The organism is Candidatus Woesearchaeota archaeon, assembly GCA_027858315.1.
In the GTDB taxonomy this organism is placed as follows: Archaea; Nanobdellota; Nanobdellia; order Woesearchaeales; family UBA583; genus UBA583.
Map to the genome: position 1 here is coordinate 13827 of JAQICV010000092.1, position 24985 is coordinate 38811.

Sequence of the window (24985 nt, forward strand, 5' to 3'; positions counted from 1 at the left end):
TAAATGATTACTTTTTATAAGATAAAAAGATTTTATCCATTGATAATTTTAAGCATTGTGAATCATCCATTGATGATTCTCAATATTTCGTCGCCATATTTTAGTATTTTTATTTCTCCAAGCCCATTTACTTGATTTAGTTGTAGTTTTGTTTTAGGTAGTCTTGCACAGAGTTCATCTATTGTATTGTTACTTAGTATCATATAGTGTGGGAGATTAGTCTCATTTGCTTTTTGTGAACGCCAATCTTTCATCATATTTTTAAGAATTCCTAAATTAGAATTATCAAGTTTTTTATGCTCAGTTCCAAAATCAAATACAGACTTATTCTTTTTTTTGTAATTTGTGAATTTTAACATTTCGTCTGTTATGAATTTTGAGTAGTTTTTTGTGTATGTGATTATTAATTTTTCTTTTGCTCTTGATAGTGCAACATAGAACAATCTTAATTCTTCTGATTCTTTATCGTATTCCTCATCATCTTTTACAAGAGCTAGTACGAAATTATCTTGAACTTTATTTGGAAATGAGTTTGAATTAGTGTTTACTAGGAATACTTCATTTGCTTGCATTCCTTTTATTGAATGAACTGTTGCAAGTGTTATTTGATTTTCTGAAGGATTTTCATTTTTATATTCTTCTTCGGATTTTATTGCAAATCCTAATCCATTTTGAGAAAAGAATTTTGCATAGTCATCAAGAGTTTTATTGGTTCTTGCAAGTACAAATATTTCTTCTCTTTTTGATGATGAATTTTTAATTGCTTCAAGTACAAATCTTTTTTCTAGCATTTCATTATCTTGTTCTATTAAAAATATATTTTTTGAGATTGTGTTTTTTGTAGATTCTAGACCAACTAGTCCCATATCTTTAATTGTTAAATTGAAGAAATCAATAATATCTTTTGGAGATCTATAATTCTTCTTTAATTGAATTATTTCAGGTTTTTCAAATATCTTGTCGTATTCTAAAATAAATCTTATCTCTGAACCTCTCCAACCGTAAATTGCTTGTCTTGGGTCACCTACTGCAAAGTTATTTTTAGCATTTAATATTTTGATTAAATCTATTTGGAGTTGATTCACATCTTGAAATTCATCAACTAGTACATATTCATATTCTGGGATTAGCTCTTTGTGTTTTTTGAATAGTTCTATGCAATCTATGATTTGGTCAGTAAAATCTCTTAGTCCTTTTTTTTTTAGTTCTTTTTGAGCAATTATTGCGATTTCATAAATAGCTTTTGCAATTCTTTTTTTTGTTGAATTTCTTTCTTTTTCATAGAATTTCATTACTTCACCTTTTTTGTTCTTGTAATAATCAATTATTGAAAATACATCATTTACAAATATGAAGAAAAGTTCATCTTTTGATTTTTCTCTAATTTGTTTTTTTGTAAAATAATCGTCAATGAATATTTCAAAATTTGTATTTGCTTTAGTTATTGCATTTTTTACTATAATAATTTTATCTTTATATTTAGCTACTTGAACTTCTTTTCCATATATTTTAGTTCCATATTTTTTAAGATGTTTTTCTGCAAATGAATTAAATGTTTCTACTTGAACAATTTCAGTTTCCAGTTCTTTTAATCTTGTTTGCATTTCTTCTTTTGCTTTTTTTGTGAAAGTTATTGCGAGAACTTTCTTTTGCTCAATCCCTCTAAATTTAGTTAATAGTTCAATTCTTTTTGTTAATACGCTAGTTTTTCCTGACCCTGCTCCTGCAATACAAAGGATGTTTTTTTCTGTTGAGATTATTGCTTTTTTTTGTTCATCATTAAATTTTTTCAAAAAGAAGTCAAATACTTTAAAGATTTTTTTATCTTCATTAGTAATTGTTGTTTCTTTAAATAATTCTTTTTTTATTTTTTTGTGTTTTATTTCTTCAGGTATGAATTTTTTTTCAAATATTTCTTTTAGTCCAGTTTTTGTTCTGACTACTATTTGATGTCCTGATGCTAAACTTTGTATTTCTAAATATTTGTTTTTTATTAAAAGAGTTAGAATTGTTAATATTTCATTTTTTTCGTACATGTAAAGACATCCATATGAATTTAATTCATCAAGATTATTTTTTTCAATGGTTTTATTTTGGTCACCTTTGATATAGTCTGCAAGAGTATTTTTACCTAAATTGAATTTAAAATCATCAAATACTTTAAGGATAGGGATATGTGGTTGTTTCATCATTTTTTTATTTTTTATGTGATTCTAATTATTTTAAATTCTTCGTTTAATTTTTTTATAAATATTTTATGTATTGCTTTTTTTACTAGAAATTTTAATATGAAATATTCTGCTAGTTTTTTTTCATCTATTAGAGTTAATTCGTATGTGTTTTTATTTTTTCTTATTGAACTTAAGAAATATCTTCTTTTGTGTAAAAATGTTTTTTTGAATTTGCTTTTTGTTTTTGAGTCATATTTGTTGAAAAATTTTTCAATTTCTCCTTTTTTTTCAGTTTTTGAAAGAAATTCTAAAAAAAAATGTTCTAGGTCATATACTTCAAGAGGGTTCATATATTCTCCAGTATAGAAAAATTCGATTGCAATTGCTATAAGTATCATTAAAAAAACAATTACTATAAATTTTAGAAGAAATGTTTCCATAGTTTCTTCTTCGAATTTTATCAGAAAAATTGTAAGACTAAATCCTATAATTAAAAAAAATGTTAAAAGCCTATTGTAATAATTTTGTGGTTTTAAATAATTATAATGTATTTTCCTCATTTCTTAATTTTTGATTGCTTCTTTAATTTTATTTAATATATTTTTAGGTTTTTCATTACTTAGGATTTCTTTTTGAATTTCTTCTTTTTTCTCTTTTAATTTTATTCTAACTATTAAATCGTTTAGAGCATTCATATAGTAAACGTAAGCATCATATGGACTGTTGTAGACATTATTTACCATATTCACATCATTAGTATTCATTAGATAAAAATGATTTGAAATTGTCATTTCTCTCCATTTGGTGATTAGATTTTTATCTTTAGTATTTTTTACTGTTTTTTCTAGTGCAAATATTTCATCAATTGCGGATTTTTGCATTTTATTGCCTATCCAATTATCTAAATTTGAATATGAAGTTTGTGAGATTAAAAATGGTATGTCAATTTTATCTTTTATTTTGAATGAGTTTATTATATTTGTAGGTGTTACAAATTTGTTTTCTTCATTTCTTAAAATTTCATCAGGTAGTGTTTTTAAAAATTCAAATATTTGACTTTCTTCTAAATGTTTTTCTCCGAATGTTTCGTAGTTCATAACTAGGTTTATTATTTCTGAATTTTCTTTTTGAGAATTTATCCAAGATGCAAATTTTTCTGAAGTAAGTGGCCAGTCATCCCAAGTTTTGTCTGAAAATTTGTTTACTAAATCATTTGATAGTTCATTATTCTTAGTAATTAAAATAAATTTGCTATTTGATTCTTTTGGTGAATAGATAAAATTTGGATTTTTGTTAGAAAGAATCCTTTGAGAACCATCACTGAGTATTCCTGAATATCCTAATTCTTCTATAAAATTTGATAGTTCATTATTATATATTAGTTCAGTATTTCTAAATATTTTTGGTTCAAAGTCAAAGTGTTTTTTAATTGCTTGTTTGTGTAATTCAATTTGTCTTCTGAATTCTTCTTTTGAGTATAAGAAACTTAATGAGTGATAATATGTTTCACTTAAGAATTCAACGCATCCAGTATTTACTAATTCTTTGAAGCTTTCTAATACTTGTGGCGCATATTTTTCTATTTGTTCTAGAGCAATTCCTGATATGGAAAAAGTTATTTTGAACTTTTTATCGTGTTTTTTTATTAATTCAAGAAGTAAGTTATTTGTAGGAATATAACATTTTCTTGCTATGTTTAATATATGTTTCTTGTTAGATTCTTCATCAAAATATTCTTCGTCATGACCGATATCAAATATTCTATAATTTTTAATTTTTAGAGATTGATGAATTTGAAAATATAATGCGATTGCTACCATATAAATTTTAAAGATATGTATTATAAAAGAATTATGTATATATTTTTGTGGTGACAGTTTAAGGTAGAGGTATTATTACATTTATATTTTGGTTTGCAATTTCAGAATTTTTATTCTCAGATGAGTCAATAGGGACAATTTGTGTCACTTCTATTTGTTTTGCTCCATTTGGAATTGTTGTTATTATTTGGTCTGTTCCGATTAGTTTGTTGTATTGTTCTATAATTTGCATGTTTTCATCTTTGATTGTGATTTTCGTATCAAGTTTTACTACATTTTCATTAGGTAATGATTGCCATTTTAATTTTACAGTGTTTCCTGAGATTTCATATTTGTTTGTGTTGGTGAATATAAATGAATTTGCAGATGGTGCTTTGTTGTCAACAATTGTTATTGTTTGTGAATAAGGAGTTTTGTATTGTCCTTCTAAATTTATTAATTGGTAAAATGTGAATTCTTCGTTTGTTGATTTTTTTAGTTCGTAATCTATTGGTGTGTTTTTTATGATTCCTACTCCTTGTGAGTCTACTGGAATTATATTTAGTTTGTATTCTTTTTTGTTTTCTAAAACTAAATTTGGTGTAAAATCACTTCCATAAATTATGTTGTATAATTCTGGGTTTGTAATTTGAGATTCGGAGGTTATTAAAGTTAATTTTTCCGGATTTTGTATAGTTAGTTTTTGGGCGCCATCTAGATAATAACATCCTATTGCATCATCAGCTTCACATTTGTTAGCTAGTTTTTGATCTTTTTCTACTATGTATATGTCATAGTTTGCAAAATTAGAGTTTTCATATCCACTTATTTGGAAAAATAATGAGCTTTGTTCTCCTGCAATTGTTCCACTAGCTTTTGGTACATTTTCAGAGATTAATGCACTTGGACCATATTGGGTTTGAGTTGTTATTTGCTTTGCTTTTCCTTGAATTTCTTCTACATAGTAATTGTAATTATTATCTGTTGCAAAAACAAATACATAAAGTGGTTTGTTTGGTTTTAATAATTCATATTGTTTTTCTTGATGATTATATATCTGATAAATTTTTGCAATTAATTTTTCTTTGTTGTCACTTAGATCTTCTTCTGAGATCTCATTTTTTACAAGTAATAAATTTAAGTCTATTTTATCATTGATTGTAGAGAAGTGATACTCGTTTTCTTGTAAATCAAAAATTCCTGTACTTTCAAAATTTTTTGGAACTTTGTTTTCTTGAAGGAGTTTTAGGAGTATATTGTAATCTTCAGGGTTGTTTAGATTATCAAAGAAGTTTTCGTAAGAGAATAAGACTACATAGTATGAGATTTGGTCGTCAAATTTAGGTTTTTCAATTTTAATATTTGCCACATTATCTGCGCCTTGAAAATTTTCTAATTCAAATTTAATTAGTGTGTAGGGAATAGTGTCTTTTAGTATTATTCCAAATATGAATTCTTCTTCATTTAGAATTTTATTTATTATAGTAATTTTTAGACCTATATATTCTTCACTACTTATTTCTTTAATTCTCTCAATTTTAAATTCATATGTATTTAGTAGTTTATCATCTTCTTTTTTTATTAAATCTTGAAATGTTTTATCGATACAAAAATCTTCATCAAAATCATTTTCTTTAAGACATCCTGGTACTTTATTTTTTAGTTCATCTGATATTTGTGGAATTACTTTATTTGTTATAGTTTTAAGTAGGGTTGGAAATTCTCCAAGGATATATTCTTTTTCATATTCTATTTCTAATATTATCTCACTATTTTTTGATGTTTCTTTGTAGTAAGTTGTAATTTTACTATTTATTGTGTTTGTTTCTTCATTGTATTCTAAATTGATTACAGGTTCATCATTTATTTCTTGAACTCTAAGACTTTTTTCTAATTCATTTTTTAATTTTTGTTCGAAATAATAGCTGAGACTCTCTTCGAGATTTTCATTAAAATTTGGAAGACAGGATTCATGTTCTACATTATTATTTTCTTGAGAGTCTTCTTCTTCTTCTTCTCCTTCTTCTGTCTCTTCGTCCACATCTTCTTCTATCTTTGTAATATCTTGATTATTTGTGTCTAGATTTCTTTGATTATACCAAAGTTCAATTCCTGCATATGTACAAGTTACTAATTCATCGTCATTGTTTTCATATTTTCTATTTAATAATTCATTTGTACTAAGTCCTAGAGAACTTATGTATTGTTTTTTTCCTGATGAAAATATATTATCAATTTCTTGTTTTTTGAAAAATTCCTCTGCAGCAATTTTAGAATTTGTAGTATCAATTGTAGTTATAGTTTTCCCGAAATCGATCACATCATCAATTTTTTCATAAGGATTAACTATTGTAAAAAATAATATTCCCATTAGAAATAATGTAACGATTCCAATTAAAGCAAAAAATCCAATTCCTTTTTTATTTTTTCTAATTTTCATTTTTAGCTTTTGAAATCTATTTTGACATATTTATTGTCATATGTTTTGAAATAGAAAAAATAATTTTTATTTTCAATTTCTGATTCAAGATTTGAACTTATACTTTCAAGGTTAGTTTGATAAATTAGTAGATTGTCTATATTTAATGAATCTGAAGAATATTCTTCGTAATATTCAATTGGTTTTTTGCCACTATTTGTATTTGTGTTTATTTTTTCTAAGTATTTTTCTTTGTATTCATCAACAATCTTGAGTGATTCTTCTGAGTTTATCTTGAGGAGATCCTTGATGAAATATTTATTATTTATGTCCAAACCTAAGTCTTCTAAATGAGTTTTATCAATTTTTTTCATAAGAAATGCGTGAGTAACTACTGCTGGGAATTGATAGCTTAGTTCTGGCGCCATTTTATTTATATCTTCGTTTGTTTGTATTACAAATTTTGATGACATGAATAGTACAAATGCTATGAAGATTATTGAGATTATTGCAAGTATTTCTTCTTCATATATATTTGCTTTTTTATTTTTTCTCATTCTTTTAATAGGAAATTTTTTGATGCGATTTTTTGTATATGTTATATACTTTCCAAGCATCTTCAAGACAAGATAGTTCTGCAATTATTCTTTGTTTTTTTGTTGTAGATTCTATTCCTTCTTTTTTATTTTTTTTTGTTGTTTTAGGTAGTGAGAGGTTTGGAATTAATGGGGAGAATATGTCATAGATTCCTTTAAATGGTCCAGTGATGAGAGTTAGGTCAGCTTTTTCTTTGTTCTTTTCTTTTTTAGGTTTTTCTGTGTCTAATGAAATTGGTTTTGGTTCGTAGCTATGTACATATTTTAGTAGGTCTTCTTTGATTGCTTTTATTTCATCCATAAATGATTCAATTAAATCTAAATTTTCTTCTTTTAGTGATTCTCTGTATGTTGCGATTTCATATATGTCCCAAGCATATGAATTAAAATTAATTTGATTTTTCATAAATGGTACTTGTTGTTGACCTTGAGGCGAACTCATTGTTTCCATTCTTCTTTTTTGTGTTAGTTCTAGCTCGATTATAGGGAATAATTTAAGATGCTCTTTTTCAATAATTATAACATTTTTTTTTAGTTCTTCAAACTTTTTAGGAGTCATAGAATCAGGTTCAATATCTGTTGGTATGAATCTGTAATTTTTTTCTTCTTCACCAATAATATATCCACTTTTTTCTTTCCCATTTCCTTGTAAAATTAATTCACCTTTGCTTGCATCTATGAATAATCCATAATCACCAATTTCTAAATCTTTGATTTTCCACTTTTGACCTCTCTCAGGCAATCCAAAGTCTCTTATTCCAAGAGTTCTTATGAATGAGTATGATGAGTCAAATACATTAATAATTTCGTGGTTCTCACTTTCATTTCCATAATAAAAACTATTTTTGTTAAATTTTTCTCCTTTTTTATTTATTTCCATTAAAATAGGTTTTATTAGATTTATGCTTAATTGGACTTGAGCATAGATATTTTTTAGAGATGCAAGCTTTAGTTTGTATGTTACTTGTGTATCTCTGATTGCTGAAGGTAACCAGAAATAAAATTTATAGATTTGTCTTCCTATTTGTTCTTTTGCACCTTCAGTTATATCGATTTTGTAGATGTCTTCATCTAGTTGATTTTTGATAGATTTCCCATTACCGTGAACTCCGTGTAGAGGATTTTCTAAATTTGTTCCAAAGAATAATTGAGGTAGTAGTGAGTAGTCTAATCCTTGTTCTGTAGCCGATTTACTCATTGCCCACATTCTCCCTCCTTCGACTTTATTTACCCATTCATCTTTAAGGTGGCTAATTGCCTCATCTCTTGCAGCTTTTGCATTCACAAATTCTTTGTTTTCATTATTGGCTTTTTTCTTTTCAATTGCTTCTTGAACTATTTTGTCGTTATCAACAATTTCTTTTATCCAGTTGTGATAAAAATCTGCTTGTTTTACTTCTTTTAAAAGTGGCATTAGATGAACTTTTATCAGTTGTATTATTTGGTTGAAGTTTTCATAGAAGGCTCTAATTGACCCACCTTTTACTTGTCTTACTTGACCTCCATATTGAGAATTTTCACTAAAATAATGGTTATCTTCAAGTTTTAGAGTAACATATCCTTTTCCTGTGTAGTAAGGGAAATTGATTATCCAATAATAACTCTCAGTTATGTCTTCATTATGACCTTCAAATCTCATAACAAAATTCGCATGTGGTCCAGTTCTGTTTTTGGCTCCTTTTACAAATTTTTTAATGTTTGATTCAAAACCTAAAGACATATCATTCATTCTAATCTTTTTTGAAGTTTTTATCTTTTAGAAGTTTAGTTTTAACTAATAAGGGAAAATAATTTTAAATATATATAGAACTATTTAAGAGAATAGTTCAGTTATCCATTTTAACATGTTTGAAAAATACTTTGAGAATCCTGTTTTTGGTAGCTCTTCAGGACTTAGTTGTATGTCAATTTTTTTCATATTAATTATTTGATTTTTGTATTCTAATTCTACTTTGATTTCATTGTTTTCATGTTCTAAAACTAATAACTTTTCAAATTCGTTTTTATTAGTTTTAGTTATTGTTTTGTTATTTAAATTTAGAGTTATTTTAAGGTTTTCAACAATATTTTTTGTTTGACAATTTAGAGTTATTTTGTTTGCATTTTTTTTGGCTTCACAATCAAGTTTTGGAGGTTCTATTTCTAAGATTTGTGTGTTTGTTTGGTTTGAGTATTTTACAATTATTGATTGATTTAATTTTTCAGATTTGAATTCAATTATTTTTTCTTCGTTTAATAAAAGGGAAAAAATTTCACAGTCGTTTTCTGAGCAGATATTGATATTATTTATTTCATGATTGTTTGGATTTTTTAATGTACAAGAGTAGATATTTTCAGGCAGATTATATGTCGAATTGCAGTTTATTATGATTTGATTATTGCTCATTGAAGTTTCTTGAATTATGTCTTTAGGAAGTTCAGATTTTAGTATGTTCTCATAACCTTTTTTTACTTCAAGTGAGAGGTTTTCTTGGAAGTCATTATTGTAAATTGTGAATGGAAATGTGTAGATGAATTTAGTATCTAATTCAGGTATTTTATATTTGAAATAGATTGTTTTTTCTTCATCTGGTTTTAGAATTGTTAATTTTTTATTTTGTCCTAAAAGCTCTATTTCTTCAGTTTTTGCTATTTTTAAGTCAATTACTTTGTAATAGTCTTTTGTATTTTTAACTTTTATTTCTAAGTAACCGTAACTTTCAGGAGAGAGTTCTCTTGTTCCATCAATTGTTATTTGATATCCATAATCAAATATCTTTTTTTCTTTTTCTTCTATTTCAAATTTAGTTGAAGTTTTTAAAGAATTTTCGACAAGATTTATACCATAACCACTTGCATTTATTGATACTGAATTTTGTTGTAAATTTGCATTTTTGGAGATGATTATATGACTTGCATCTATATATCCGTATTGTGAGTATGTTAGATCAAATGGTACCCAAGTTTCTCCAATTAAAATTTCAGACCATGCGTGTCCACCCCAGTTTGAACCTACAAATTCTATTACTTCTTCTGAGTTTGTGTATGCGTATCCTGAAACTGTTCTTGCAGGAATTCCTAGGCTTCGCATCATTGATACATATAGATTAGTAATTTCTTTACATACTCCGGTTTTAGATGTAAAAACTTGTGAAGATTTTTGATTAGGATTTTCAGTTACAGTTGATAGGTCATATGTTATATCATTTTGTATCCAATCAGCAATTTTTACTGCGATAATGTAAGTGTCATCTTCACTATATGCTAACTCTGATGCTTTTTTTTTTATTTCTGAATTTGTATCGATTAATTCTGTGAATTCTATATATACTTGATTTTCTGAGTCTTTATTTTTTATTGGGTATTCTACTTTTTTTTTGATTTTAGGAGTACTTTTTGTGCTTTCAAGTGTGAATGTGTTTGATATTGAGTTTTTTTCTTTTATTGTTTCATCAGTATAACTGTATTTGATCATATAATTAGTGTCGTCTTCTATTATTTTATAGTCTGGGTTTGTTGTTGTGTAGTTATTTAGGTATTGGGATTCTTCATAGGTTTTTGGGAAAAAATTAGAAGTTATGTAGAAATAATTTATGTTTGAGTCTTGTTCTATTTCTACTTGGAAATCTATTTTTTGATTGATGTTTAGCTTTAAGTATTCGTAAGAATTTATATCTTCGTCTATTGCTAATATTTGTGGTAAAAACATCGAAAATAGGATTATTGTAAGTAGAATTTTTTTCATTTTTTTCATTTGCATTACTTAAGTTAGGTGATTAACATTTATAAAATTTTATTTTTGACTTATAGTTAAGAATGAAAAAATCGCAGGGTGAAATTTTTGGTATTGCACTTCTTTTTGTTGTTATTTTGATAGGAGTTATAGTTTATGCTAAAATTCAATCTAATTCTGATTTGAATGATGTTGATTTACAAACTCAAGGTGAGTATAAAATTCTTGCAGAGGGAACTTTGAATACTTTGCTTAAAGTGAGTACTGGATGCACTGTTGAGAGAAATAAAGATAGTGTTAAGGATTTGATTAATTTTTGTTTGGAGAATGAGGGTTATGGTGGAGATGTAGAGATTGGGTGCGACATTGAGGGAGATGGAATTCTTGAGAATTTTCCTTCTTGCGCTCATGCTCTTAATTTTTTGAATGATAGTTTGTATTTGATTTTTAATTCCTCAAGTGGGATAGGTCTTATTCCTTTTGAACTTATAATTGATGTTCCGAGTTATAGCAATAGTATTTTTTTTAATGAGAGTAGAACGAATTTAGGTGATATTAGTTATAGAGGATTTGAAGTTAATGATTCTTCAAGAATTAATCTAGGATATAAAAGAGAATCTTCAGGGCGTATTTCTTGGAGAACTGCTCAAAGAGATGTTAATTTTGAACTTTATGTTTATTATCGTTAGTTTTGTTGAAAATTTTGTTGTAAGTTTTTGACTTTAATTTTGACTTTAATAATCTTAATTATAATATTAAATGCTTAGACTACCTTTTAGTGTATACATCTTTTTATATTTATTTTTGCTGGTTTAAACTTAAATGAAATTAGGAAAAGTATTTTTGTGGCTTATTTTAATTGTTCTTTTTGCTGAGTCAGTTTTTTCTTATGGGTATTATGATTCAAAAGGTGAGTTTATGAATTTTGTTTCTAATCCTACGCCTACTATTGATATTAATGTTAGTTCAGGTAATTTGGAGCTTTATGTTAGAGATGGTTTTTTAGATTTTAATTCGAATGTTTCAACTTTTGTTATTGATGAGAATTTAGGTGTGTTTAGTGAAGGAATTTATAGTTTTGATGTTGTTGAAGTTATTACTGAGTTTGATGATGTGAGCTTTGAATTAGAAGTGATTGATAGAGCTTCTGGGAAAAAAATAGTTCCTGAAGGAGACCCTATTGAGTTTAAAATTGTTTTAGATGAATTAACTCCTGAACTTTTATCTTTTGAAGATTTGATTGTTGATTCTGAAAAAGTTGTTTTGGAGTTTTCTGAACCTGTGATGTTTGTTGATGTTTATATTAATGAGGATTTTTTTATGAGGTATAAAAATTTAGCGAATAATTTAAGGGTTAAGGATGAAAGATTTGTTGAAATCGATTTTCCTTTGAGTGCATTTGCTGGAGAGGCAAATAGTTTGAAGTTTGTTTTTCAAGATTTTGCTCAGAATTCTGCTGAAGAAGTAAGAGAAGTATATATTGAGTCTGAGCCTCTTAATGTTGAGCTTGTAACTCTTGCTACTAATGGTGAGCTTGAATATTTTTATAATCCTGCTCCTGAGTTTACTGCTCTTTTTGATGGGAAAATTTATTCTAAGAGTTCAGATTTTGAGTTGAAAATTAATACTAATAAACCTGCTGTGTGTTATTATTTAGATGGTGTTATTAATGAGAATTTAAGACTTGAAGATGCAATTTCTCCAGATGAATTTACTTCTTCTGCAACTGGGTTGTCTCATTCTCTTCAAGTTACTAGTTTGATTGATGAGCTTTGGATTGTATGTCAAAATAAATTTTATGATTCTGAGATTGTTTATTTGACTGATGCTTTAGGTATTGCTTCTTCAAGAGTTGTAGGTATTGAAGTTTATAATCAACCTGCAGTTGAGATTACTTATAGTGATCCTAAAACTTTAGTTACAAGTTTGCCTACAAGTTATATTCTTGAGACAAGTAGTCGAGCAGTTTGTTTTTCTGAGCTTGATTCTTATAGTGAGTTTTTACCTTATCTTGAAGGTTTTTTAGTTCATCAAAACTCTGGAGTTGATATTAGTTTAGGGAGTCATAATTTAGATTTTGAATGTTATGATGTTTTAAATAATGTTGCAAGGGTTTCTAATTCTTTGGATGTTGATACTGATGCTGGAATTAAGGTTGTTGATTTTAATCCTAAATATACAATGGCTTCTAATGTTGAAGTTGATATTTCTCTTAGTGATGATGATGCAGATTGTAGATATTCTTTGAGCGATCTTGGAAAGAGGGCTTTTGATTCTATGAGTAATATTACACAGAGTGGTAGTAGAAAAAGTATTTCACTTACTTCTCTTAGTTCAGGAGATAATTTAGTTTATATTTATTGTAGTGATTCAAATCAAATTTATGGTCCTGAAAGATTGAATGTTATTTATGATACTAAGGGAATTTCTCTTTCTAATTTTAAGTTTGAGAATGATGGTTATTTGAGTGATTTTTTATCAAGTGGTTCTGAGTTAGGATTTTCAGTTGATATTAGTTCTATTATTCCAATTAAAGAGTATATTTTAGTTGTTGATTATGGTAATTATAAAGAGTATAATAGTTTGAATGGTGATGAGGATGAGACTAATATTTCAAGTTTTACTGGGAAAATTAATGGTGAATTTTTAGATGCTGCAAAAGTTATTTTGTATGCAGTTAATATGTTGGAGATTAATAAATCTGTTGAGAAAGATGTTAAGTTTGATATGACTCCGCCTTTTGTTACTTTTTCTAGTGTTGATGGTGGAAGAGCAATTGTTTGCGCTGATTCTGAGAGTGGATGCTCTAAAGTTTTTTATGGTTTTTCGCAGACTATTATTGATTGTTCTGCAAATCAACTCTACAATAGTTCTAGTTTGGAGGTTTTAGGTAATAATTATTTGTGTGCTAATGCATTTAATGGTGTTGGACTTGAAACTTTTGAGGTTGATGATTTGTCAGATTTTAATAGGGATGAAGATGAAGTAGATGAGTATAATGAGACTTTTGGTGGTGATGAAGAAACTCCAGTTGAAGAAGGTTTGGGAGATGAGGAAAATTTTGAAGAAACTTTTGAAGATCCTTTTGTTAGTTCAAATGATGGTTCAGGAGATTCAAATACGACAGGTATTGTTTTAGTTGGAGCTTTGGCTCTTATTCTTGTAGGAGTTTCAGGTGGAGGTTATTATGCTTATAAAAAAGGTTATTTGAATAAGGAACTTGAAAAACTTGGAATTAAGACTAAAGGTTCGACAAGTAATGGGAATGCTGGAGTTGGGGTTGCTTCTAAAAATAAGGATGATAAGTATAATTTTACTTCAAAACCTATAAAATCAAAAGATAATGATAAGAATTTGAAGTCAAGCAAATATGATGATCATTTGAATAAATTGAATAAGTTTGTTGATTCAAAAGTTGGGAATTCTAAAGGTTTGTTTGACAAATTTAATGATTCTTCTAAGGGTAAGCATGAAAAATATGATGACACTTTAGTTAAGAAAAATAAAGGTGCAAAACTTACTAAAGAGGAGTATGATGAGTTTTATGAGAAGAATTCTTCTAAAGTTGGAGATGGTTCTGCTGTTTCAAAAGCTTCACTTAAAGATGAGGCTGATTCTTTTGAGAATTATTATAAGGAGAAAAAGGATAAGGAAAAGTCAGATTCTATTAAAAAATGATTTTTTTAGCACAACATTTTTTAAATAAATAAAGAGTTATATATACAGATGAAGTTTAAATTTAAAAAAAAAATTAAGAAAGAACCTGAAGATAAGAGTTTTTTAGGTTATTTGAAGAAGTTTTGGAAGTTTATGTGGTATGATGATTCTGCGATTTCTTATGTTGTTACTTTGGTTGTTGCATTTTTTTTTATTAAGTTTTTATTTTTGCCAAGTGTTGGTTTTGTTTTGGGGAATGATTTTCCTGTTGTTGCTATTGTTTCAGGTAGTATGGAGCATAAGATTGTTAGTCATCAAATTTGTGGGGTTTACAAACCTTCTATAACTAATAAAAATTTAAATTTTGATGATTGGTGGGATATTTGTGGTTATTATTATGTTGAAAATTATGGGATGACTAAGGATGATTTTTCAGAGTTTGAATATAAAAATGGACTTAATACTGGTGATGTTATGATAATTTATGGTAAAAGTCCTGAAAATATTGAAGTTGGAGAAGTTTTGGTTTTTATTCCTGGTGATTTGAATTGGTATAATTCTCATGGTCCTGTGATTCATAGGGTTGTTGATAAATGGGAAGAAAATGGGGAATATCTTTTCAGAACTAAGGGTGATCATAATTCAGTTTCATCTGATGCTAATAATTTTGAGAGCGCAATTTCAGAAGATGATGTTATTGGAGTTCCAGTTGCAAGAGTTCCTTTAATTGGTTATGTGAGGATTTGGTTTTCGGATTTTTTTTTGAATCCGATTATGAATATTATTAGGTAAATATGGATATCGATTTAAGAGGGAGGATTTTGAATAAGATTAAACCTACACCTGAAGAAGATTCTTTGAGAAAGAAGTTGGTTGATGAGTTTATTTCGAGTCTTGAGATTAGTTGTAAAAAACTAGGTTTGAAGTGTGATTTTTTTATTGGTGGTAGTTTTGGAAAAGAGACTTATCTTACTGGAAGCAGTGATGTTGATATTTTTGTTTCTTTTGATTTGAAGTATGATGATTCGAAAATTAGTTCATATTTACAAAAGATTTTAGATTTGGCTAATGTTGATTATGTGAAACAAAAAGGTTCTAGGGATTATTATTCTTATATTTTTAAGAATGATAAGACTGAGATTAAATTTGAGCTTGTTCCTAATAGAAAGATTAAGACTATTTCGGATGTTTTGAATTCTACGGATGTTTCTCCTTTTCATGTTGATTTTTTAAAAAAGTTGTCTCTTAAAAATTCTTTACTTTTTGATGAGATAAGACTTGCAAAACAATTTTTTAAGGCAAAAAGATTGTATGGGGCAGAGAGTTATATTAATGGTTTTTCAGGTCATATTGTTGATATTTTAATTGCTTATTATGGCTCACTTGAGAATTTACTTTTGGATGCTAAGTCTTGGGACGAGATGAAGTTTATTGATATTAATAATTTTTACAAAGGTTTTGATGATGCTAAGAAGAAACTTGAGAGTGATAAGATTTCAAAGCTTGTTGTTGTTGATCCAATTATTAAAACTAGAAATGCTGCAAGAGCGCTTAGTGATGAGAATTATTACAAGTTTTTACTTGTTGCACAAAATTTTGATGTTTTAAGAGAGAAGGATTTTGAGGTTATTAAATTTGATTTGGTGAAAGTGATATCTGGGGCTAAGAAATATACTAAATTAGGCAATTTGAAGGCTATATTTTATACTATTAATTTTGAAGTTGGTGGGAATAGTGAGGATATTGTAGGGTCTAAACTTTTGAAGTTGAATAATAAGATTAAAAGTTATTATTTGGCGTATGATTTTGAGGTTTTTAAAAATGAATTTTTTATTGATACTAAGTCTGGTGTTGCTCTTTTAGTTTTCTTTTTTGAGAAGAAAGAACTTTCCAAATTTAAAAAAATAACTGGACCTTATGTTTATATGAGTGATGCTGTTAGAAATTTCACAAAGGGTAGAGATATTTATTTTATTGAGGGTTCAAGAATTTATGGATATGATCTTCGAGAGTTTTTAAAACCTGAGACTATTTCTAAAATCAAGATGGAAGATGCTAGAGATTTAGTTGGTAGAGATGTTAGTTTTATTAAGGGTATTAAGATTATGAAGTATTAATTGTTTTGGGAAACTTTTTTATATTACTTCTTGTTTGTTTTTTTATGAGTAATAATATTTTTATGTATGGGCCTTTTTTTAATTCTGATGGAGAGCGAAAAATTGCAGTAGGTACTGGTATTGATGAAGAATTTTTTAGAAAGAATATTTGTTTACATAATCAAATTTATGCTGAAGATAGTAATTGTCAATTTAAGGATTTAGAAATTACTTCAATGAAGGATTTTTATGTTGATGGTATTGTTGCTGAGAATGTTGAAAGTGTATTTAAAGTAGGTAGTGAAGTTTATAAGAATTGTAAGAGTTTATATTTGTTAAAAAAATATTCGGATTTAGATTCTGGTGAGATTGTTGGTTTGTATTCTGGGAATAATCGATCTCATGTTAGTTTTAATATGGTTGATCATTTAATGAAAAATTATCCTTCTGTTATGAGTGATGAAATTCATCTTGAGAGTTTAGAGACTAAAGTTGATTTTGGTGGTTTGATTGCTCTCTTTAGGGATAAAGAAAAGTAAATTTATTTATTCTAATCTTTTTTTGATTAAAATTATTTCTCCTATTGTCCCATAATAGATAAAAGGTCCAGCGATAGATAAATATATTAGAAATGTAATTATATTTGCAACTGAGATAGGAGGAAGTAATCCAATTTCTAATTCAAATAATATTGTATAACTAATCAATAAAAATATGATTGTCATGAAAATATAATTTATACTATAAAAAATAATATTTTCTTTGATAATCATGATTATGCTTAATATTGCAAACAATCCTAGTAATATTAATGGTATGTATGGAACAAGTAATCCGAGAAATAAAGTCAGACTTACAATTCCTAAAATGAATGAAATTAGAAGTTTAGCATCTCTTAATTTTGATTCTGGATTATTAATATTAATATTTTGAATAATTTTTTTAAATTCCATTTTATTTTAATTCCACTACTGGAGTAGCGTCTTCATCAAGGTAACCTTTCATATTTCTTAAGTCTAGACTTACTACATCTGAGATTTTGTATTGGTCCATTGTTACTCCATATATTGTTTCTGATGATTGAATAAAGTGTTCAGAGTGAGATACTACAATGTACTGAGCATTTGCTGCATAGTTTTTAATTAGTTTTCCTAGTTTTTCTGCGTTCATTATATCTAGAGCTGCATCTACTTCATCGAAGATGTAGAATGGAGCTGGAGAGAATTCTTGGACTGCAAAAATGAACGCGATTGCTGTAATTGTTTTTTCTCCACCTGAAAGGGATTTGATGTCAAGATAGTTTTTAGCAGTCATTCTTACTTTAATCTCAACTCCTGAGTTGAATAAATCTGCTTCATTTTCCATGTTTAATTCTGCTTCTCCTTTTGTTGAAAGTTCGGCAAATATTTTGATGAAATTTTCTTTTAGTTGGACGAAAGTTTCTAAGAATTTTTCTTTCTTTTTTGCATCCATTTCCGTAACTAGTTTTAAAATTTCTAATTTTTCTTCAGTTAATGAACTTCTTTTTTCCAGTAATAAATCAAACTCTTCTTTTAGTTTATCATAAATTTTAACAGCTTTCATATTAATTGATCCAAAACTGTTTAATTTTGTTTTTAGATAATTAACTTTATTTTGAAGTTCTTTGATGTCGATATTTCTATTTTGAAGTTTATCGTCAACTGAATTGATTAATTCATCAATTTTATTTTCTCCAGTTTTATTTTCTTGTTCTTCTTCATTGTTTTCGATAAATTCTACTTTTAATTGTTCGTATAATAATTCTAGTTCATCGTTTAATGTATTTTTTAGTGTTTCGTATTCTGAAATTGCATAGTTTAATTGAGCAAGTCTTTCTTTTACTTTATCAAATTTAGAATATTCTTTTTCATATTTTTCTTCAATTTTTTTTTTATTTTCTTTTAATAAATCTCTTTTTTCAATGAAGTCTTTGTAATCTTTTGATAATTCTTTTTCTTTCTTTTTGAATATTATTAACTCTTCATTTAATTCTTTTAGGATTTGTGTTAAATCGTCTAATTGAGTTTTGATGTTAATTATTGCTTCATCACTTTCTTTTAGGATTTTCTCAAGGTTTATAATTTCAGGATTTAATACGCTGTTAATTTGAGTATTGTTTGAATCTATTAGTGAGAATATTTCCCTTTGTTTTTCTTTTAGTTTGTCTCTTTTTTCTTCGTATTCAGATATTTTCCCAAATGCTTGTCCACTTTCTGATGAGGATGTTTTGAATTTGTTTTTCTTTTCTTGCGCGATGCCAAGTTCTTTGTCAATTTCATCGATTTCTCTTGAGATTTTCTTAAGTGAATTCTCTATTACAGTTTTATCTGAAACTATGCTTTCAATATCTTTTTTGATTGAGTCTGTATCTTTTCCTTCAATTGATAATAGTTTTTCAAGTTTTGATATATCACCTTCAAGGTCTGCTTTTTCTTGTCTTAGGTCATAGATTTTTCTTTCAGAGTCTTCTTTGTCTTCTTTTAATAGATCCATAGTTGATTTTAGACCCATAACTTTTGCATCTAGTTCCATTAATTTTTCAGTTGATTTATCATCTTTGAATGCTCCTAGTGCTTTGTTTCTTGATCTAAAACCTCCACTCATTGCTCCTGATTTTGCAACAATGTCTCCTGCTAGAGTTATCATTTTGTAGTCTCCAATTCCTACTCCTTTTGCATCTTCAATTTTTTCAATTACAACTGTGTCTTGGAATACTAGATTAAATATGTTATCATATTGTTTGTCGTATTTTATTAGGTTTAATGCGTAGTCAATTACTCCTCTTTTATTTAATACGCTATCATCTAGTCTGAATTTAGTATTAACTTTATTTAGAGGTAAGAATGTTGCATTTCCTATTTTATTTTCTTTTAGATAATTGATGTATTTTACTGCGGTGTTGTCATTATCAACTACAAGATTGAATAGGTTTTTTCCAGCTACTGTTTCAAGTGCCATAGAATATTTGTCAGGTACTGTTGCAAGTTCTGCTACTGTTCCATGAATCGAGTTGTCTTTGTGTTTTAGTTTTAATATTGTATCAACTGCTTTGTTTGTTGCCATTAAATCTTTTGAACTTTCAACTTTCATTCTTAATTTTGAGTGTTCTTCAACAAGCTCAGAATATTCTTTGTTTAAATTGTGGAGTTTTGCTGAAGTTTCGGAATTATTTGAGATTGAACTTGATATTTCTATTATTAATTTTTTAAGTTGTTTTCTCTTTTTATCTAAGTCATCAAATTGCGCTTTGTTTTCTGTTGAAGATGATTCAATTTTTCTTAAGTCAATTTCAAGATGCTCAATTTTTGTGTTTAATTTTTCAACTTGGATTGCATTGTCTTGTCTGATTTGATTTTTGTTGTGTTTTTTATCATTTAATTGGTCTATTAATTCATCAACTTCTTCTAAGTCTTTGAAGCTGTCACCTGAAAAATTGCCTTTCATTTTTGTAATTTCAGTTTCTACTTCACCTAATTCTTTTTGGATAGTTTTTCTTTTTATTTCTAAATCTTTATTTTTTTGTTCAATAATTTTTAGTTTTTCTTTTGTTTGTTTGATGTTTTCTTTAATGTTTGTAGATTTTGTTTTTATTTCTTCGGATTGTTTTTGAATTTCTGCTTTTTTTTCGGATTGTTTTTGAATTTCTGCTTCAAGTGAAGTTATTTTGTTTGTTACAGAGATGAAGTCTTGATGTGATTTGATTTCAATTGATTTTTCAAGTTCTTCGATTTTTTTATTAATGTCTGCTTCTGTTGTTTCGAATTCTTCAAGTTTGTCTTTATGTTTAGTTAATTCTACTTCTTGAGTTTTGATGTCTGTTTCTTTTTTCTCTTTTAGTATATTGTTCCGAATTAGTTTTGCTTTTACTAGGAGTAGATTGTTGAATCTTAAGTCATCTTTTACTTGATGGAATTTTTCTGCTTGTTCTTTTTCTGATTTTAGTTCTTTTATGTATTTAGTTTTTTCTTCAAGTAGTAGGTCTGCTTCTTTTAGATTTGTTTCTACTTTGTCAAGTTTCTTTAGAGATTGTTGTCTTTTTTCTTCATAGTTTGATATACATGCAATTTCCTCTATTAATTCTCTTCTCTCATTTGGGCTCATATTTACAACTCTCATAATATCTCCTTGTAATATAATGTTGTATCCGTCTGGGTCAATTGATGCTCTTTTTAGAATTTCTACGATTTCAGTTCTTGTACATTTATTGTTGTTTAAATAATAGTTTGAACTTCCACTTTTTTTCACAATTCTTGAGATTTTAATTTCATCAAGTTCTACATTTAATAATTCTCTTTCATCGTTTGATAAATAGATTGCAACTTCTGCTTCTTTTGAAGGCTTAGTAGTTTTACCTCCATTGAAAACTAGGTTCCCTAATTTGTCTGCACGAAGCCCTTTTGAGGACATTCTTCCTAAAACAAAACATAGTGCATCAAAGACATTGGATTTCCCTGAACCGTTTGCACCAACGATTGTATTGAATCCATCTTCGAAGTTTAGAATAGTAGGATTTGCAAAAGATTTGAACCCTTTTAATTTAATACGTTTAATTATACTCATTATACTATATTTCTCCTAAAATTAGGTTATAAATATTTGTTGTCAAAAAAAGTGGTAGTTGTTGTTTTTTGGTAATTTATTGCTTAGTTAGTGATATTTTATTCTTAATTAATTTGAAAAAGAAATAATTCCTATATTTTTTTAAGTTTTCACTCCTTATTGTTTGGACAAAGTTTTAAATATTCTTTTTATAAAGTCGTACTTAGTACGACTTTATGGTAAACAAAAATGTACTGAGGACTTTGAATGTTTGGACGATGATTCTAGTGCTTAGTATGTTTATTTTACCTTCGATTTATGGAATAAGTGCTGCGCCTTGGGCTGATGCTTCTGAACTTTATAGGCAAGAAATTAATATTACTGGAGCAAGTGTTTCAATTGATAATTTAACACATACTTTCGTTATAGATTCAAGTAATGTTGGTGCAAGTTTTGATTTTACAAATGATAGAGATTCAGTTAGATTTTATTATTTTAATTCAACCTCTAATGTTAGTTCTTTAATACCTCATTATGCTTCTACTTGGAGCGTTGTTGATTTGAATGCAACTTTAATGATTAAGGTTCCTTATTTGGATGCAAGTTCTGATGCTAATTTATTTATGTATTATCATGATTCTACTAAGTCGAATTCGGAGAATTATTGTAGTGTATTTATTTATTGTGATGATTTTGCAGATGCTTCAATTGATTCTAGGTTGTCAACAGTTGATTTAGATACTGTTGCAGGAACTTCTTTTAGTGAGGGTTCAGGAGTCTTAACTGTTATTGCTGGTGGTTCAGATACTTGGACTGGGACAGATCATTATGGTTCTGTTTATTTGACAGGAGTGTCAGGGGATGTTGATGTAAGACTTGAAGTTACTTCACAAACAAATCCTAATGTATGGGCTAAAGCTGGAATTATGTTAAAAAATGATATGACTGCTGCAGCATCTTCAACAGGATATTCTTTTAATGTTAGGACTCCTGGAAATGGTTATTCATTTCAAAGAGATATGAATGATAATGGTTATTTGGATACGAATAATAATGGAGGTGCTCCTTCAGTTTCACCTTCTTATGTTAGATTAGTTAAAAGTGGAAATACACATACTGGTTATTATTCGAAAACTACACCTAATGCTTGGACTTTAATTACTAGTTCATCAATTACTTCAACAAATAATATTCAAGATATAGGAATTTCACTTACTTCACATGCTGGTTCAACTTTATGTACAGCAACTTTTGATGATTTTACTGTTAGAAGATATTCAACAGACACTTTTTCAGAAATTTTTGGGAATGAGGATAAACTTACAAATTATTTGAGCTCAGTTGTTAATGATCCTTCTATTTTAGCAATTACTAATATGGTACAGAATAAAACTTTTGTTTTTAATAGCAGTGTTTCTTGTTTTGGGATTGATAATAATTCGGATTGTGGGAATGTTAGTGCAAATCTAAAGTATAATTCTTCGAGTGTCTTTAGTAGTGTTGCAACAAGTTCTTCAATTCCTGTTTGGTCTATTAGTTCTAATCCTCAAAGTTGTAATTTATTATATAATAGTTCTTGTACTTTTACTTGGACTGTTAATGCTACTGGTATAGTTGGTTCAATTCATAAGCTAAATGTTTTGTATTCAAGTAATGTTACTGATATATTGAATAAGACTTCTAAAAATGCATCAATTAAAATCATTAATGGTGATAGTGTGAATTTTAATCAGAGTTTCTATGATTTTTCATCATTTGATAAAAATAGTGGTGATAGAGAAATTACATTAGAAGTTATTTCAGATAACGGTGATAATACAAATTTAGTGGTTTCTTGTGAGAGTGGAGATTGTTCTTTGATCTCAGATAATTGGTTAGATGGAATTAATTTGAATGAGGGTATTTCAAATAATATTGAGTTCACTTGTTCTGATTCGAGTTATGGTGATTATAGCGCAATTTTTAGTGTGACTTCTGATGAGTATGATGATAAATCTTTAATTAATGTTAGTTGTTTTGTTAATCCTATTTATGGTCCTATTAATGTTTATTTGACTAGTCCAACTCCATTAAGTACAAAGCTTGTTGGACAGAATAGAACATTTAGTTTTGATTCTTATTTTAATTGCACTGGACTTTGTGGCAATGTTAGTGCATATGCAGTTTATTCAAGTTCTAGTTGGTGGAATCCTGCTTGGTCATATAGACAGGAGTTGAATATTTCAATTTCGGATGCAATACCTTTAGGATATCAGATTTTATTGAATTTAACTTCGAGTACTATTGGAAGTAATTTTGATTGGTCGAATAATTGTAATGATGTAAGAATTTTGAATGGGAATACTGAATTAAATTATTGGATTGAGACTTGTAATTCAACAACTGAAAATTTATATGTTTGGATTGAGAGTGATTCTGCTTTTGCTTCTTCTTCAAATTATATTTTAGATTTGTATTATGGAAATTTTTGGGCGGTGTCAAATAGTAATGCTAGTTCAGTTTTTAGTTCTGATTTAATTCATTTAACTGCGGGTAGATGTCCTGCTTCTGATGGTGCTTGTAATTATTTGGATAATATTGTAGATGGTCAAACAATTAGAGCTAATATTGGGGCAATTAATTGGGATGTTGATGGAACTGGTTATGTTAGTACAATTAATAATCCTGATAATCCTTATTCGGGAATAGATGATAATTTTTATTTGAGATACAGAGCACTTTATATTCCTTCTGTAACTGGAACTTATTGGTTTGGAACTGCTTCCGATGATGGTTCTAATGCTGGATTGTGGAGTTATGATGGTTATGGATATGGTTTGTCAACACCAACTTCTTTATCTAATCATGATATAGTAACTGATTGGTATGGTGCTCATGGAAGTGGAACTTGTGGAGCTACAGCAGGAATTGAAAGGTCAAGGACTTTAAATGATGGTTTTGGTTATTGGATAGATTATGTTATGCAAGAAGTTAGTGGAGGTCAGGATTCTGAATTTTGTGTTGATTTGCCAGGAGGTGGAACTAATTATTTGAATTTTAATGATGTTAATTTTGGGGGTGATTTTTATGCAAGAACTTATGTTGAAAATGAACCATTATTAGATGATGTTAGTTTAGAAGAGAGTCTGATTATTAGTACAGATTTATCAGAAACTCCTTTTTGGACAAGTTCATTTCAACCTCAAAGTTGTATCCCAATTGAAGATGGAACTTGTCCTTTTTCATGGACAGTTAATGCTACAGGTGCTATAAATAGTTCTTGGAATATAAGTGTTTTTTATGTTTCTAATTTATCTAGTATCTTGCCTAATCAAACTCTATATACTACTATTAATATTACTGATAATATTGAACCAGTGATTACATTGTATAATCCATTAAATGTTACGAAAATATTAGGTAATGGGAGTGTAGAATTTTTATTTAAGGTTGATGATGATTCTAGTATTTTGAATTGTAGTTTTTATTTAGATGATGTTTTAAATCAATCTTTTAATTGTAATAGTGGAACTAATTATTCACTTAATTTGTCTTTTTACCCAGGTAATTATGATTGGTATGTTAATGTAATTGATGAGATGTATAATTCAGTTAATTCTTCTAAGTATGAGTTTTGGATGATTTATAATCAGTCTGCTAGAGTATCAAAAAGTATTAGAAATATTAATACAAATATGTATTTTATAGAAGTAAATATAAGTAATTCTCTTAGTGATTTTACTTCTCCAATTAGTGTAATGAATTATGTTGATTCAGATTTTTCTTCAGGTTCTTATAGTGTCATTTATGATTGGATTAATGTAACAATTGGATATTATGTAGGAGATATTTTAGGTTGGGATTTAATTGTCCCTCAATTAGTTTCTCGAGAAATTAATTACTCCGTTAGTGGGATTGATGACTATTATTTGGGTAGAGAATTTATGGTTGGTTTAGATTAGTCTCTATATATAATACCTGTGCGTATCTTTTATA

Annotated in this window: 15 protein-coding genes; 6 read left to right on the top strand and 9 right to left on the bottom strand. The window is 27.7% G+C overall.

All coding sequences use genetic code 11. The features are described from left to right. Positions 1-62: 62 nt before the first annotated feature. The 7 genes from PF569_08935 to PF569_08965 form a co-directional block, all read right to left on the bottom strand. Positions 63-2189 carry a UvrD-helicase domain-containing protein gene (locus PF569_08935; GenBank protein MDA3856358.1) on the bottom strand — a complete coding sequence of 709 codons (2127 nt, stop codon included), beginning with the start codon at positions 2187-2189 and terminating at the stop codon, positions 63-65. Between the two features lie 14 nt (positions 2190-2203). Beyond that, positions 2204-2611: a hypothetical protein gene (locus PF569_08940; protein ID MDA3856359.1), complete on the bottom strand. Its 408-nt coding sequence runs from the start codon at positions 2609-2611 to the stop codon at positions 2204-2206. A 123-nt stretch (positions 2612-2734) separates the two neighbouring features. Then, a complete protein-coding gene (locus PF569_08945) occupies positions 2735-3991 on the bottom strand; it encodes a glycoside hydrolase family 57 protein (GenBank protein ID MDA3856360.1) in 1257 nt (418 codons plus the stop codon). Between the two features lie 58 nt (positions 3992-4049). Further along, positions 4050-6410: a hypothetical protein gene (locus tag PF569_08950; GenBank protein ID MDA3856361.1), complete on the bottom strand. Its 2361-nt coding sequence runs from the start codon at positions 6408-6410 to the stop codon at positions 4050-4052. Between the two features lie 2 nt (positions 6411-6412). Continuing rightward, entirely contained in the window at positions 6413-6946 is a 534-nt protein-coding gene (locus PF569_08955) for a hypothetical protein (protein MDA3856362.1), read from the bottom strand. 4 nt (positions 6947-6950) lie between these two features. Beyond that, entirely contained in the window at positions 6951-8714 is a 1764-nt protein-coding gene (locus tag PF569_08960) for a hypothetical protein (GenBank protein ID MDA3856363.1), read from the bottom strand. 84 nt (positions 8715-8798) lie between these two features. Then, positions 8799-10724 carry a hypothetical protein gene (locus PF569_08965; GenBank protein ID MDA3856364.1) on the bottom strand — a complete coding sequence of 642 codons (1926 nt, stop codon included), beginning with the start codon at positions 10722-10724 and terminating at the stop codon, positions 8799-8801. A gap of 56 nt (positions 10725-10780) precedes the next feature. On the opposite strand from PF569_08965, the gene PF569_08970 reads away from it, so the two are divergent. The 5 genes from PF569_08970 to PF569_08990 all read left to right on the top strand — a co-directional run bounded on the left by PF569_08970 (position 10781) and on the right by PF569_08990 (position 16989). Next, entirely contained in the window at positions 10781-11386 is a 606-nt protein-coding gene (locus tag PF569_08970; protein MDA3856365.1) for a hypothetical protein, read from the top strand. Positions 11387-11519: 133 nt separating this feature from the next. After that, complete coding sequence (locus PF569_08975) at positions 11520-14375, top strand: hypothetical protein (GenBank protein ID MDA3856366.1); 2856 nt, start codon at positions 11520-11522, stop codon at positions 14373-14375. 48 nt (positions 14376-14423) lie between these two features. After that, positions 14424-15146 (top strand): signal peptidase I, encoded by a 723-nt coding sequence (locus PF569_08980; protein ID MDA3856367.1) that lies wholly within the window; start codon positions 14424-14426, stop codon positions 15144-15146. A gap of 2 nt (positions 15147-15148) precedes the next feature. Next, the gene (locus PF569_08985) at positions 15149-16471 is read left to right on the top strand and encodes a nucleotidyltransferase domain-containing protein (GenBank protein ID MDA3856368.1); all 1323 of its coding nucleotides are present in this window, start codon (positions 15149-15151) and stop codon (positions 16469-16471) included. Positions 16472-16515: 44 nt separating this feature from the next. After that, entirely contained in the window at positions 16516-16989 is a 474-nt protein-coding gene (locus PF569_08990; protein MDA3856369.1) for a hypothetical protein, read from the top strand. Between the two features lie 6 nt (positions 16990-16995). On the opposite strand, the gene PF569_08995 is transcribed toward PF569_08990, so the two are convergent. Next, entirely contained in the window at positions 16996-17403 is a 408-nt protein-coding gene (locus PF569_08995) for a hypothetical protein (protein ID MDA3856370.1), read from the bottom strand. Position 17404: 1 nt separating this feature from the next. Continuing rightward, complete coding sequence (gene smc / locus PF569_09000; GenBank protein ID MDA3856371.1) at positions 17405-21031, bottom strand: chromosome segregation protein SMC; 3627 nt, start codon at positions 21029-21031, stop codon at positions 17405-17407. Positions 21032-21246: 215 nt separating this feature from the next. Here smc and PF569_09005 point away from each other — a divergent pair, with 215 nt between their 5' ends. Continuing rightward, complete coding sequence (locus PF569_09005) at positions 21247-24951, top strand: DUF2341 domain-containing protein (GenBank protein MDA3856372.1); 3705 nt, start codon at positions 21247-21249, stop codon at positions 24949-24951. Positions 24952-24985: the final 34 nt, after the last annotated feature.